We start from the raw sequence: 13,502 nt of genomic DNA, 5'->3' as shown, positions 1-13,502 counted from the left end.
ACGTCAGGCCATGCCGCGCAGTCGTGCCGTCCTTCGCCTTGCTCCGGGCCGGCCTTTCGCCGATCGGCGTGTGGGCATGACGGACCCGAGCGCTGATTGGAATGATTGTGGCGCCCGCAGCCCGCCACTCGTCATGCCGACGCCCCGGCTTGCAGTGCGCAAACCAGCCTTCAGCGTTTTCACGGGAAGGTCACTTGTGCAAAGCCTAAGATTGTGACTCACGTCGCAGTTTTGTCGACGGAAGGACTGGCCGCTGCGGGGATGCAGGGGAGGCTCAAGCATGTACGGATTATTCCGATTTCGTGCACTGCACTGGCAATTGTTGCTGGTCTCGGTCGAGTTTGTACTGTTGCTGGCGAGTGTCTATGCCGCGGTGGTGCTGCGTTACCTGGGCGATGCCGGCGCCCAGGATGCATTCAGGCAAGCGTTGCACTGGCGGGGGCTGCTGGTGGCGGCGATGCTGATTGTCTCGATGACGGCGCTGGGGCTGTACCAGATCCATCTGCGGGCGGGCTGGCTCGGGCGGCTCAGTCGGCAAGGCGTTGCCTTCTTGCTGGGCGGTATTGCGCTTACCGTGGTGTACTACATGGCTCCTCCGGCCTATCTGGGTCGCGGGGTTCTGGGCATCACGCTGGTAGTGGGCTACGTCGTTGTGGCGTTGTGGCGGGCGGCATTCCTGGAGTTCGTGGACGCCGACCTGTTCAAGCGCCGGGTGGTGATGTTCGGTGCCGGCGAGTGCGCCGTCGAGGTGAGCCACAAGATGCGTCGCAGGACCGATCAGCGCGGGTTCAAGGTCCTGGGTTACGTGCCGGTCGGTACCGATCCGGTGTCCATTTCCGCGCCTTTGCTGCTGCATCCCGACGGGGCCCTGTACGAATGGGCGGCCCGCTTTGGCGTGGACGAAATCGTGGTGGGGCCGGACGATCGCCGCGGCACCTTGCCGGTGGACGCGTTGTTGGAATGCAAGCAGCGCGGCGTGGCAGTGACCGAGCTCACCGAGTTTTTCGAGCGCGAGGCCGGCAGGATCAAGATGGATCTCACCAACCCCTCGTGGCTGGTCTTTTCGGATGGCTTCAACAGCTCGCCGGTGCGGCGCACGATCAAGCGGGCTTTCGACGTGGTCGTCGCCGCGCTGGTCTTGCTGGTGGCGTGGCCATTGATGCTGTTGACGGCCCTGGCCATCCGGCTCGAGTCGGGTCGCGGCGTGCCGATCCTGTACCACCAGGAACGAGTGGGCGAAAACGGCGAGCTGTTTTCGCTGATCAAGTTCCGCAGCATGTGCATCGACGCCGAGCGCGACGGGGTGGCCCGCTGGGCCAGCAAGAACGACGGCCGGGTGACCCGGGTCGGGCATTTCATCCGCAACGCCCGGCTGGACGAGCTGCCGCAGCTCTGGAACGTGCTGCGCGGGGACATGAGCATCATTGGCCCGCGCCCGGAGCGGCCGCAGTTCGTGACCGACTTCAACACGCGCATCCGCTATTACCGCTTGCGCCATTGCGTGAAGCCGGGGCTGACCGGCTGGGCCCAGCTGCGCTACCCGTACGGTTCGTCCCTGGAGGACGCCGAGCAGAAGCTGAATTTCGACCTGTTTTACGTGAAAAACCACAACCTCGTGTTTGATCTGGCCATCCTGGTCCAGACCGTGGAAGTGGTGTTGTTCGGGCGTGGTGCACGCTGACATCGAAGGGAACAGAGGAGAACAAGCGATGAGACCGCTCCCGGGAAACTGCGTCTTCTGGCTGATGATGGCGGCTGCCTTGCTGCTTGGCGGCTGCAGAAGTGCACCGGTCATCGATGGGTCGGCCGCGGCGCCGCCGACGACGACGGAGCACTACATCATCGGTCCGGGCGACTCGCTGGAAATCTTCGTGCGCGACAATCCCAGCCTGAGCACCACGGTGCCGGTGCGCCCCGACGGACGTATCTCCATCCCGCTGGTGCAATCCATCGTGGCCGCCGGCGAAACCCCGGAAAAATTGGCTGGCGACCTGGAAAGCGCGTTGAGCCGCTACGTCCGTTCGCCGCTGGTGACCGTGATCGTCAAGAGTTTCGTCGGCGCCTATAGCCAGCAGGTGCGCGTCGTCGGGCAGGCAGCGATGCCCAAGGCGGTCCCGTACCGCAGCGGCATGACCCTGCTCGACGTGATGATCGAAGTCGGTGGCCTGGCCAAATTCGCCGCTGGCAACGACGCGAAGGTGGCGCGTCGTCTGCCCGACGGCAGCGAGCAGACCATCCCGGTGCGGCTCGGCGACCTGATGAACGGTGCCATCAAGTACAACATGGTCATGCACCCCGGCGACATCCTGATCATTCCGCAGTCATTGCTTTGACGCGCGACGCGCACGAATACATGGCAACCGTCGACGACATCGGGGAAGGCAAGTGATGCAGAAGCAATCGATCGATTTGCGTGAGTTGTTTCAGCATGTGCTGCTGGAGGCGCGCACCACCTGGCGCTATCGCTGGCATGCGCTGATCGTTGCGTGGTGCGTGACGATCGTGGGCGCGATGCTGGTGTTCAGCCTGCCGAACAAGTATGCGGCCAGTGCCCAGGTGTATGCCGACACCGAGGCGTTGACGAATCCGCTGCTGCGCGGGGTGGCGGTGCAGCCGGATGTGGGTGGGCGGCTCCAGATCATTACCCAGACCCTGCTTTCACGCCCCAATCTCGAGGCCGTGGCGGACAAGACCGGGTTGTCCCTGCGCGCCACCACCCCGGCGGACAAGGACGAGTTGCTGGAGAACCTCGGCGCTGCCGTCACGGTGAAGGGTGCTGGCCCCAAGGACCTCTACAACCTCAGCTATGCCGACCCCAACCCCAAGATGGCGCAGAAGGTGGTCCAGGCGTTCCTGCAGATACTCATGAACGACACGCTGGGCGCGAATACCGTGTCCACCGACACGGCGCAGAATTTCCTGCAGCAGCAGGTCAAGGTTTACAGCAACCGTCTGAACGAGGCGGAGCAGAAACTCGCGGATTTCCAGAAGGCCAATGTCGGCTACATCCCGAACCAGGGCGGCAGCAGCTATTCCACGCGGCTGCAGGCGGCCGAGACCCAGCTGCAGAACCTGCAGGACCAGTACGACACGGCCGTCGCCAGCCGCGCGACCATCCAGCAGCAGATGCGCTCCCTGGCGAGCAGCGGCCCGACTTCGTCGGGAATCGATCCACGCACCCAGGAGATCGACACGCAGATTGCGTCTTACCAGCAACGGCTCAACCAGCTGTTGCTGAGTTATACGGACGAATACCCGGATGTGATTTCCGCCCGGCGCATGATCGCGCAGCTGCAGGAGCGGCGCAAAGCCATGCAGAAGAATGCCCCCGGGACCTCGGTGATGGGCGTGGTCTCGGATAATCCGGTGTACCAGGAAATGCAGAAGTCCATGTATTCCACCCAGGTCAGCATCCAGACGCTGGCCACGCAAGTCGCCTTGCAGAAACGGCAGATTGCCGACCTCAAGGGCAATGTGGACAAGATTTCCGACGTGCAGGCCACCTTGCAGCGGTTGATGCGCAATTACGACGTCACCAAGAAGCAGTACGACCAGCTGGTGGAGCGTCTGAACACGGCCGAGCTGTCCCAGGACGCAACGCAGAGCGGCAACAATCTGAAATTCCGTGTCATCAATCCGCCGGTCGTTCCGCTGCTGCCGGTGAGCCCGAAGCGCGGACTGCTGCTATTGCTGGTGCTCACGCTGGCGCTGGCTATCGGCGGCGCGTTTGCATATCTCCTGCATAAGGTGAATCCGGTGTTCGTGAGCCTCAAGACTTTGCGGGAGTCCGGCGATTATCCCGTGCTCGGTGCGCTCAGCTTGATCGAGTCGCCGTCGCGGCGCCAGGATCAACGCCGCGAAGTGGTCGGGTTTTGCACCGGGGCTGGCCTGCTGGCCGTGGTGTTGGCGCTGGGGTTCGCCTTTGACGGACAGCTTACCCAGCTGGTGCAGCACTTCTTCGTGGTGGGGGTCGCATGAGCATCGTTGAGAAGGCGGTCGAGAAGCTCAAGACCCTGCAGCCTGAGCCGCCGGTTTCGCCACTGGTCGACGTGGAGGAGCCAGCGCATCCGGCGTCGACGATCGAGCGTTTGTCCGGCAGGGCGCGGACGGTGGATCAGTCCGCGGAAACCACGCCGCTCTGGCACGTGGATCAAGGCGCGCTCGAGCGCGCCGGTCTGCTCCCGACGGGTGATGAGGCGAACGATCGGCTTGCCGATGAGCTTCGCCGCGTCAAACGGCCATTGATGGACAATGCCATCGGAAAAGGCGCCAAGGTATTGGCGCACGCAGAGCGCATTGTGGTAACCAGCGCGTTGCCTGGAGAAGGCAAGACCTTTACCGCAGTGAACCTGGCCTTGAGTCTGGCGCGCGAGCTGGATTTCGAGGTGTTGCTGGTGGACGGCGACATACCGAAATGCCATATCACCCGCGCCTTGGGACTCGACGGGCAGCCTGGCCTGATGGACGTGCTGGTGGACGAACGGCGCCAGCCCGCCGAGGTCATCGTGCGGACCGATGTGCCGAATCTGCTGGTGGTGCCGGTAGGGAAACGCCATCCGCTGACGGCCGAGTTGTTCAGCAGCCTGCGCATGGAGCAGGTCCTCGAAGAACTTGGCGGCCGCCATCTGCGCCGCCTGGTGGTGTTCGACTCTTCGCCCTTGCTGGCGACCTCGGAATCGCAGGTGCTGGCTTCCCACATGGGCCAGGTTGTCATGGTGGTCGCCGCGAGTCAGACGGGCCAGCATGCGGTCCATTCGGCGCTGCAAAGTTTGAACGGCTCGCCATATGTCGGCCTGATTCTCAACATGAGCTGCCTGCCGGCAAGCGAGAACTACTACTACAGCTACTATGGCCTGTATCCCCGGGGCCGCCTTGCCGGGGAAGCCTAGATGCGTGCGCTGTCGGCGTCGGTCGTCTTGTCGTCGATCGCCCTCGGAGGCTGGCTGACCGGGGCGGCGGCCCAGAGCGCGGATCCGCAGGCGCCGCCCGTGCTGGATTCGGCTGCCGGCGGATTCGCCGACAGTTCCGAGAATCTGCCGCCGGGCGTCATCCCGCAGCCGAGCATCGACTCTCCGGGAGTGGTCATGGGCGTCACGCTCGGTGAGCTGTACACCGACAACCTCATGCTGGCGCCCAGCGGCAAACCGAAACAGAGCAGCTGGATCACCGAGGTCCAGCCGTTCATCAAGTCGGCCTACAGCGGGCCGCGGTTTTCCGGAGTGTTGAACTACGCGCTCACCGGATATCTGTATTCGGGGCAATCGCGCCATAACCAGGTGGCGCAGAACCTCGACGCCCACGGCACGCTCACCCTGCTTCCGCGGCATTTGTTCCTCGACGGCAGTGCGCTGTACGGGCGCGCGGTCATCAACAGCGAATTGCCGGCCGGGTCGGGCACGTTTTTCCTGGACAACAACCGCGCCAATATTGCGCGCGCCACGCTCAGTCCGTACTGGGTCCAGGATCTCGGCAGCGTGGGCACCGCGATGCTGCGTTACAGCTATGGGCGCGTGCTGTACAACACCAGGGGCATTGCCGCGCAAAACAACGATTCGTTGACCGGCGTGTCCGACATCACCAGCAACGCCCTGCAGCTCAGCCTGGTGAGCCCGCAGTACGAAACATGGAGCTGGAACTTCGGCTATTTCGACCAGCGTCTGGAATCCGATGCCGGGCGCAGCTCGCGTTTTTCGATGGCCAGGCTGGGAGCCGCTGTGCCGGTCCATGGCAACGTCAGCTTGATCGCCGACGTCGGCAAGGAAAACAAGTACCTCGCGGATGGCACGGTGGACCGGCTGGGCGCAAGCTTCTGGGACGCCGGCGTCGACTGGTCCAGTACGCTGAATGATTTCAAGGTACTGGTCGGCCACCGGTTCTATGGCCGCAGCTACCAGTTGTCCTGGACGCGTACCGCCGCCTTGCTGACGACGTCCGCAAGTTACGTGGAACGACCCACCGACATCAACCAGCAGTTGCTGGGGCAGGGGTTGGACGCGATCCCGTCGATCGGACTGCCCGGGATTCCCGCACTCAGGGAGCAGCGGGTTTACCTCATGAAGCGCGCCACCGCATCGGCCGCCTACGAGATGCCCATCGGCATGTTGAGGGTGATGCTGTACGACGAGCGGCGCATCTATTTTCTGCTGAACAGCGCCAAGGAAAGAGTGGCGAATGCGCATGTCAGCTGGCTGTTCGATATCGGCGCGTTGACCACCCTGACTCCCACTTATGGCTGGCAGCGTTACCGCTACCAGGACGGGCAAACCAACTACAGCCAGTACGCGCAACTCGAGCTCGTGCATCAACTCGACCCGAAAGACTTCGCCAGCCTGCGGCTGCGCCGCGACTCCCGCCGTGTGCGTGCGGCGGCGTCGGATGTGCGCGGGTACCGCGCCAACGTGATTTTCCTGCAGTTCACCCACCTGTTCTGAGGGCGGCATGTATCAGGCGTTCTACAAGCTGCGCGGCAAGCCTTTCCAGCTGACCCCGGATCCGGGAATGCTGTTTCCCAGCAAGGGCCACAAGCGCGCCATGGCGTACCTGCTCTACGGTTTCGAGCAGGGCGAAGGCTTCGTGGTGATCACCGGTGCAGTCGGCACCGGCAAGACGCTGCTCATCCAGAAGCTGTTCGAGGAACTCTCGCATCGCAACCTTGCCGTAGCCAGCATCGCCTCGGCCAATCTCGATGGCGACGACATCCTGCCGGCCGTGGCTTCGGCGCTGGACCTGCCCTATGACGGACGCAGCAAGGAGGCCCTGCTGCAGGATGTGAAGCGGCACCTTATTTCGCTGCACGCCCGTCAGGCGCATGCCCTGCTGGTGGTGGACGAGGCGCAGACGCTTACCGCGGCGGCACTGGAGATGCTGCGCATTCTGTCGAATCTCGAGTTCAAGGGCCGTGCGCTCCTGCAGATATTCCTGGTCGGCCAGACCGAACTGCGGCGCGTCATGGTCAGCAACCACATGGAACAGTTGCGTCAGCGCATCATCGCCTCCCATCGGCTTGAGCCGATGAGCGAGGAGGAAAGCCGCGCGTACATCCTGCACCGCCTGCATACCGTCGGCTGGAGCAACGATCCGGACTTGGCACCCGAAATTTTTACCGGGGTTTACCGGGCCAGCCGCGGGATCCCGCGCAAGATCAACCTCATCATGGACCGGCTGCTGCTGCACGGTTACCTGGAAGAACTGCACGACCTGGACCAGGCGGCGCTCACCGTCGTGCTCGACGAGATCCGCGACGAGATGCCGGGCGTGCCGCCGACACTGGAAGTATCCGCCGCGCTCCAGGACCTGGACCTGACGCGTGACGCCGCGTCATCGCAACGGGATGGCGGGCTCGCCTCGATGGATCTCGAACGCAGCAAATTCATGTTGCAGCTGCTGCGCGAAGAGGTCCGGCGCAGGGAAGTGCTGCTGGCTGCGTCGTCGATGGCACCGGCCGTGGACGAGGCCGTGATCACCGACATGCGCTATCCGCGTTCGAGCCAGGAAGGCAAATGAGCGCCTTGCCGCCACCGCGCGATCCGGTCACCAACGCCATGACGGTGGATGTGGAGGATTATTTCCAGGTGGCAGCCTTCGAGGAGTGCATACGGCGCGAGGACTGGCCGCACTGGCCCGTCCGCGTCGAAGGCAATACCCGGCGCGTGCTGGAGCTTTTCGAGCGGAACGGTGTGCATGCCACCTTCTTCGTGCTGGGCTGGGTGGCGGAGCGCTTCCCTGCGCTGGTGCGCGACATCAGCGCCGCCGGCCATGAGATAGCGAGCCACGGTTTCGGCCACGAGCGTTTGACGCATCTGAGCCGGGCGGAGTTTCGCGACAGCATCACGCGTACAAAACGTCTGCTGGAAGACGTTACCGGCACTGCAGTGCATGGCTATCGGGCACCCAGTTATTCGATCGGACCCACCACGATGTGGGCCCACGACGAATTGCACGAAGCCGGTTACCGCTACAGTTCCAGCATCGTGCCGATTCATCACGATTTGTACGGCATGCCGGCGGCGCCGAGATTTCCGTTTTTCGCGGAGCGTTCCGGCCTGCTCGAGATCCCGGTGACGACGGTGCGCCTGTGCGGGCGCAACTGGCCGTGCGGCGGCGGCGGCTATTTTCGCCTGCTGCCGTATGCGCTGTTCAGGCGCGGCCTGCGACGCGTCAACCGGCGCGAGCGGCGCGCCGGAGTGTTCTATTTCCATCCATGGGAAGTGGATCCGCAGCAGCCACGGGTGCCCGGCGCGACGCTCAGGAATCGGGTGCGCCACTATTTGAACCTGAGCCGCACGACGCCCCGACTCGAGCGGCTCGTGCGCGATTTCCGTTTCGACCGCATGGATCGGGTATTTCTCGCCCGCAGCCACGCCGACTACCCGGTGGTGGCGCTGCAGGCCGTCGAACTCTATGCGCATTGACGGGGGATGCGACATGCTCGACCGCGCGGACGACAGCCATTCCGCCAATCCTTGCGTCGTCAAGCGCCTGGAAAGAGGCGACGAGCAGCGCTGGGACGCGTTTGTCGGCGGCGCTTCGCGGGCCACGTTTTTCCACCGGGTGGCCTGGCGCGGAATCCTCGAACAGGTGCTTGGCCATCGTTGCCACTATTTGTACGCGGAACGGGACGGGGCGATCACGGGCGTGCTGCCGCTCACCGAGATGCGCAGCCGGCTGTTCGGTCACGCGCTGATCTCGACGCCATTCTGCGTGTACGGCGGGGTGGTGGCGGACGACCCGGACAGCGAGGCACAGCTCACCGAGGCCGCTGGCGCGCTCGCCGACGAATTGCGTGTCGATTATCTCGAACTGCGCGACCGCGAACTGCGCCACCCCGCGTGGCCGGTCAAGGATCTGTACGTCAGCTTCCGCAAGGCAATCTGTGCGGACCACGACACGAATCTCAAGGCGATCCCGCGCAAGCAGCGCGCCATGGTGCGCAAGGGCGTTGGCGCCGGCTTGCAGGCGCGCCACGACGGCAGCATCGCCGAGTTCTACCGGGTGTACGCCGAGAGCGTGCGCAATCTGGGTACGCCGGTGTTGTCGCGCAACTATTACGCGAGCCTGCAGCAGGCGTTTGGCCAGGATTGCGAGGTTACCGTGGTCACCCACCAGGGGCAGCCGGTGGCCGCGGTCATGAGCTTCTACTTTCGCGACGAGGTGCATCCGTACTACGGCGGCAGCGTGGCGCGTGGCCGCGATCTGGCGGCCAACGATTTCATGTACTGGGCGGTGATGCAACGTGCGGTGGAGCGCGGCGCCCGGTTGTTCGACTACGGCCGCAGCAAACGGGACAGCGGTTCCTACCACTTCAAGAAGCACTGGGGCTTCGAGCCGCAACCGCTGCCCTATGCCTATTACCTGGTGCGTGCCGGGACCGTTCCCAATATCAGCCCCGCGAACAGCAAGTACGGCCTGTTCATCGAAGCGTGGAAGCGGCTGCCGCTGCCGGTGAGCCGTGCGCTGGGGCCGTGGCTTGCGCGGGATCTGGGTTAGCCCATGCAATCGGTATTGTTCCTCTGTCACCGGCTGCCCTGGCCGCCCAGCAAGGGCGACAAGATCCGCTCGTACCATGTGCTGCGGCGACTCGCCGAACGCTACCGCGTGTATCTCGGCACGTTCGTGGACGACCCGGCCGACTGGCGCTACCTCGCGCAGGTCGAGGCCTTGTGCGCCGAGGCGTGTGTCCGGCCGTTGCCGCCCTGGCGTGCCCGCTGGCGTGCGCTTGCCGCGCTGACGCGGGGTGATGCGCTTACCGTCGGGGCCTATCGCGACCGCGTGATGCGGCGCTGGGTCGAACGGCTGCTGGCCGACCACAAGCTGGAGCTGGCCCTGTGCTATTCGTCCGGCGTGGCGCCGTTGGTCATGCGGCACGCCCAGCTGCGCCGGGTCATGGATTTCGTGGACGTGGATTCCGACAAATGGCAGCAGTACGCGCAGCAGGCCGGTGGCGGCGTGAAGCGCATGCTGTACCAGCGCGAAGCGCGGCGACTGGCCGAGTTCGAGCGCACGATTGCCGCGCAATTCGACGCCAGCGTGTTTGTCTCGGAAGCCGAGGCGGCGTTCTTTCGACAGCTGGTGCCGGAGTCGGCTGGCCGGGTGCACGGTATCCCCAACGGGGTGGATGCCGGGTATTGGGATCCACGGCGGGCCTGTTCCAGTCCCTACCGGCTGGGAGAGCGGGTGGTGGTGTTTGTCGGCGCCATGGATTACCGCGCCAACGTGGATGCGGTGTGCTGGTTCGCGCACGAAGTGTGGCCGCGGATCGCCGCCCGGCAGCGGGACGCCCGCTTTTACATTGTCGGCAGCCGGCCCACCGCGGCGGTCCGCGCGCTGGGTCAGCTCGCGGGCATTACCGTGACTGGGCGGGTGGAGGATGCGCGCCCGTACCTAGCATACGCCCATGCCGTGACGGCACCGTTGCGCATTGCGCGCGGCATCCAGAACAAGGTGCTGGAGGCACTGGCCATGGAGAAGGTGTTGCTGGCAACGCCCGAGGCCTGGGAGGGCATCAGGGATTTCGCGGGTCGCCAGGGCTGCATCGATGCATCGCCCGAGGCCATGGCGACGGAAGCCTTGCGCTGGCTGGATGCGCCGCAGGCGGTGCGGGTGCCGGCGGCCCGCGTCGAGGTGTTGTCGCGCCATGACTGGGCGCGCCATCTCGATGCGTACGAAAGCGTGCTGTGCAATGCGCAGCGCGGTGCAGCCTGCGTGGATGCCGTAGGCACTGCCGGGTTGGAGGCGTGCTCATGAGCAGGCCGCTTGCCGCCGTGCCCGTCTATTCCATGCGCATTACGGGCTGGGTATCGGCTGTGGCGGCATTCGCCGTCGCCGTCGCCGTGCTGCTGGCCTGCTATTGGCGGACCGTGCAATCGCTGGCGTGGGCCTGGGCACACGATGGCACTTACCAGTACGCCTTCCTGATTTTTCCGTTGAGCCTGTGGACGGCCTTCGGTCTGCGCCATCAGCTTCAGGCGAACCCGCCGGTGCCGAGTGTCTGGGGTCTGGCAGCGATGGCGGCGCTGGTGTTCGTCTGGTATGCCGGCCGCCTGCTCGACGTCAATCTGGCGCAGCATTTCGCGTTCGTGGCGCTGTTTCCGGCGCTGGTGCTGGCCTGCTGGGGGTGGCGCGCCTTGTGGGTGCTGGCGTTCCCACTCGGCTATCTGGTGGTGTTCGCGGTTCCCTGGGGCGACGCGCTGGTCGGTCCGCTGCAGGACATCACGGCGCATTTCTCGGTACGCGCGCTGGAGTTGATCGGCGTCCCGGTGCTTCTCAACGGCCGGGAGATCCTCACGCCCTCGGCGGTATGGCTGGTGGCCGAAGCATGCAGCGGCGTGAAGTTTTTCATCGCCTGCACCGCACTCGGCTGCCTGTATGCCTACCTGATGTACCGACGCTGGTGGAAGCGGGCGGTTTTCGTGGTACTGGCGGCAGTGACGCCGGTCGTCGCGAATGGCTTGCGGGTATGTTTCACCGTGCTGATTGGCGAGACCTGGGGCTTGAAATACGCGACCGGCACGGACCACATGATTTTTGGCTGGCAGTTCTTCGGCACGGTGCTGCTGCTGTTGCTGCTGGCCGGCTGGTTCTTCCGCGACCCGCTGGTGGTGCCGGAGCAGCCCCCCGCGCATGGCGGCATGCCTGCCAGTGCGCGCACCGTGGTTTGGCTGGTGGCGTTCGCGCTGTTGATTGCAGGGCCGTCTCTTGCCTCGGGACTGGCGCCACCGGCACCGCCGCAGACCATGCGCCTGACCGCACCAGCGATCGCGGGCTGGAGCGGGCCACAGGCTGCCGCAGACGGCTGGCGGCCGATCTTCAGGGGAGCGGCGGGGCAGGTGCGCGTGTCCTATCAATCGGTCACCGGCGGCGACGTGGTCGAGTTGTTTCATGCCGTCTATACCGGCAAGCCGCGCCGCGGGCATACCCTGATCACCTACGGCAACGACCTCTACGATTCGGCGCACGCGCAAATCCTGAGCAGCGCCAGCCGACGGGTCGAGCTGGCCGACGGGCGGAGCACGACGGTCGGAGAGTTGCGACTGGCCGGTGCAACCGGGTCGCGGTTGGTGTGGTACTGGTACTGCGTGGATCGCCGCTGCACCCGCTCGCCGGCGTTGACCAAGTTGCTGCAGGCGTGGAGCGTGCTGCAGGGACAGGTACCGCGATCTTCGGTATGGGCGTTGTCGTCGTCGGTTGCCGGCGACGATGCCGATCGGGTGCGGACGAAGCTGCACGCCTTTGCGCAGGTGCTGCCCGTGCCCGGTGCGTCCGGGGTGCAGGCGCAGCAGCCGGCTGTTCTTGCCGGGAGCCAGCCATGAACGAGCGGCCGCTGATCGTGCACGTACTGTACCGGCTGGATACCGGCGGCATGGAGCACATGCTCGTGACCCTGATCAACCAGACCTGCCAGCGCTACCGCCACGCGGTGATCTGTCTGGAAGGCTACGGTGCGCTTCGGGATCAAATCGAGTCCGGCGACGTCGTATGCGTGGCTTTGGGCAAAAGGTCCGGCAAGGATTGGCGCTGCTATTTCAGGTTGTGGCGGGCCTTGCGGGATCTGGGGCCGGACCTGGTCCACACGTACAACATCGGTGCCGTGGACGTGGCGCCGGTCGCCCGGCTTGCAGGGGTCCGTCGCGTCGTGCATGCGGAACGAGGCCGGGATGCCGCCGACCCGCGCGGCGAAAGCCGGAAGTATCGGCTGTTGCGGCGTGGACTCCTGCCGTTCATCGACCGTTATCTGGCGGTTTCGAGGGACCTGCAGGACTGGCTCATGGAAAAGGTGGGCATACCTTCTTCGCGCGTTGCGTGTATTCCCAACGGCATTGACGTAACAGCGTTTGCCGGCACGGCACATGAAAAAAGCACGCGGCGCTTGCTGGGAGCTTTCGCGCCTCCCGGAACCGTGCTGATCGGCACGGTCGGGCGACTGGATGCCGTCAAGGACCATGCCGGACTGATAGCCGCCTTCCGCATCCTGTGCGAAGCATGGCCGCACCAGCGCGAGCAGTTGCGCCTGGTCCTGCTGGGTGAAGGGCCGCAGCGTGCTGCGCTCGAATCGCAGATCGAGCGTGGCGGGCTTTCGACGCAAGTCCGGCTGCTGGGCAATCGCAGCGATGTGGCGGCGCTCCTCGCGGAGTTCGACGTCTTTGCGCTTTCCTCCATCGCCGAAGGCATGCCCGGCGTCCTGCTGGAGGCCATGGCGTCTGGCTTGCCCGTGGTGGCCACCGATGTCGGCGGAGTAAGCGAAGTGGTGGTGGCCGGCGTGACCGGAACGCTGGTGCCGGCCGGCGATCCGCACGCCCTGGCGGCGGCTCTGCGCGCCTATGTCGCCGACGAGAAACTGCGACGCCGACATGGCGAAGCTGGATGCGAGCGCGTCGCTGCGCGTTTCGGTTTGCGCAGCATGGTGTCCGCGTATGTCGCGCTGTACGACGAACTATTGGGTCGGCCGACGAACGCCGTGCAGCCACGCATGATGTCCGGCCTGACCGGGCACAAGGAGCACTGAC

At 64.9% G+C, this 13,502-nt stretch carries 11 protein-coding genes; all 11 read left to right on the top strand.

All coding sequences use genetic code 11. From position 1 onward, the window contains the following. Window positions 1-319 precede the first annotated feature (319 nt). From R2APBS1_RS14995 to R2APBS1_RS14945, 11 genes are read left to right on the top strand one after another with little or no spacing between them, the layout of a single operon-like run. The gene (locus R2APBS1_RS14995) at window positions 320-1,681 is read left to right on the top strand and encodes a TIGR03013 family XrtA/PEP-CTERM system glycosyltransferase (RefSeq protein WP_236126963.1); all 1,362 of its coding nucleotides are present in this window, start codon (window positions 320-322) and stop codon (window positions 1,679-1,681) included. A gap of 28 nt (window positions 1,682-1,709) precedes the next feature. After that, the gene (locus R2APBS1_RS14990; RefSeq protein WP_015448575.1) at window positions 1,710-2,333 is read left to right on the top strand and encodes an XrtA/PEP-CTERM system exopolysaccharide export protein; all 624 of its coding nucleotides are present in this window, start codon (window positions 1,710-1,712) and stop codon (window positions 2,331-2,333) included. Window positions 2,334-2,388: 55 nt separating this feature from the next. After that, a complete protein-coding gene (locus R2APBS1_RS14985; protein WP_007511489.1) occupies window positions 2,389-3,978 on the top strand; it encodes an XrtA system polysaccharide chain length determinant in 1,590 nt (529 codons plus the stop codon). Beyond that, window positions 3,975-4,889 carry an AAA family ATPase gene (locus R2APBS1_RS14980; protein WP_015448574.1) on the top strand — a complete coding sequence of 305 codons (915 nt, stop codon included), beginning with the start codon at window positions 3,975-3,977 and terminating at the stop codon, window positions 4,887-4,889. Before R2APBS1_RS14985 ends, R2APBS1_RS14980 begins: the two co-directional genes overlap by 4 nt. Then, on the top strand, window positions 4,890-6,431 hold the full coding sequence (locus R2APBS1_RS14975; RefSeq protein WP_015448573.1) for a TIGR03016 family PEP-CTERM system-associated outer membrane protein: 1,542 nt from the start codon (window positions 4,890-4,892) through the stop codon (window positions 6,429-6,431). 7 nt (window positions 6,432-6,438) lie between these two features. Then, a complete protein-coding gene (locus tag R2APBS1_RS14970) occupies window positions 6,439-7,503 on the top strand; it encodes an XrtA/PEP-CTERM system-associated ATPase (RefSeq protein WP_015448572.1) in 1,065 nt (354 codons plus the stop codon). Further along, window positions 7,500-8,411 carry an XrtA system polysaccharide deacetylase gene (locus tag R2APBS1_RS14965; protein ID WP_007511481.1) on the top strand — a complete coding sequence of 304 codons (912 nt, stop codon included), beginning with the start codon at window positions 7,500-7,502 and terminating at the stop codon, window positions 8,409-8,411. The genes R2APBS1_RS14970 and R2APBS1_RS14965 overlap by 4 nt, the downstream gene beginning before the upstream one ends. Window positions 8,412-8,424: 13 nt before the next feature. Then, window positions 8,425-9,486, top strand: coding sequence for a FemAB family XrtA/PEP-CTERM system-associated protein (locus R2APBS1_RS14960; protein WP_007511479.1), 1,062 nt, complete (start codon window positions 8,425-8,427; stop codon window positions 9,484-9,486). Between the two features lie 3 nt (window positions 9,487-9,489). Further along, window positions 9,490-10,743, top strand: a complete 1,254-nt coding sequence (locus R2APBS1_RS14955) for a TIGR03087 family PEP-CTERM/XrtA system glycosyltransferase (protein ID WP_015448571.1) — start codon at window positions 9,490-9,492, stop codon at window positions 10,741-10,743. Beyond that, window positions 10,674-12,308 carry an exosortase A gene (xrtA, locus tag R2APBS1_RS14950; RefSeq protein ID WP_235644263.1) on the top strand — a complete coding sequence of 545 codons (1,635 nt, stop codon included), beginning with the start codon at window positions 10,674-10,676 and terminating at the stop codon, window positions 12,306-12,308. Before R2APBS1_RS14955 ends, xrtA begins: the two co-directional genes overlap by 70 nt. Continuing rightward, on the top strand, window positions 12,305-13,501 hold the full coding sequence (locus R2APBS1_RS14945) for a TIGR03088 family PEP-CTERM/XrtA system glycosyltransferase (RefSeq protein WP_015448569.1): 1,197 nt from the start codon (window positions 12,305-12,307) through the stop codon (window positions 13,499-13,501). Before xrtA ends, R2APBS1_RS14945 begins: the two co-directional genes overlap by 4 nt. Window position 13,502: the final 1 nt, after the last annotated feature.

Source organism: Rhodanobacter denitrificans (genome assembly GCF_000230695.2).
In the GTDB taxonomy this organism is placed as follows: domain Bacteria; phylum Pseudomonadota; class Gammaproteobacteria; order Xanthomonadales; family Rhodanobacteraceae; genus Rhodanobacter; species Rhodanobacter denitrificans.
The sequence above is the reverse complement of the archived record's forward strand: the minus strand, read 5'-3'. Positions and strand labels throughout refer to the sequence as shown.

Bases quoted from the DNA above. Each gene is read 5' to 3' on its own strand.
- R2APBS1_RS14990 (WP_015448575.1), top strand. From the start codon at position 1,710: ATGAGACCGCTCCCGGGAAACTGCGTCTTCTGGCTGATGATGGCGGCT.
- R2APBS1_RS14985 (WP_007511489.1), top strand. From the start codon at position 2,389: ATGCAGAAGCAATCGATCGATTTGCGTGAGTTGTTTCAGCATGTGCTG.
- R2APBS1_RS14980 (WP_015448574.1), top strand. From the start codon at position 3,975: ATGAGCATCGTTGAGAAGGCGGTCGAGAAGCTCAAGACCCTGCAGCCT.
- R2APBS1_RS14975 (WP_015448573.1), top strand. From the start codon at position 4,890: ATGCGTGCGCTGTCGGCGTCGGTCGTCTTGTCGTCGATCGCCCTCGGA.
- R2APBS1_RS14970 (WP_015448572.1), top strand. From the start codon at position 6,439: ATGTATCAGGCGTTCTACAAGCTGCGCGGCAAGCCTTTCCAGCTGACC.
- R2APBS1_RS14965 (WP_007511481.1), top strand. From the start codon at position 7,500: ATGAGCGCCTTGCCGCCACCGCGCGATCCGGTCACCAACGCCATGACG.
- R2APBS1_RS14960 (WP_007511479.1), top strand. From the start codon at position 8,425: ATGCTCGACCGCGCGGACGACAGCCATTCCGCCAATCCTTGCGTCGTC.
- R2APBS1_RS14955 (WP_015448571.1), top strand. From the start codon at position 9,490: ATGCAATCGGTATTGTTCCTCTGTCACCGGCTGCCCTGGCCGCCCAGC.
- R2APBS1_RS14945 (WP_015448569.1), top strand. From the start codon at position 12,305: ATGAACGAGCGGCCGCTGATCGTGCACGTACTGTACCGGCTGGATACC.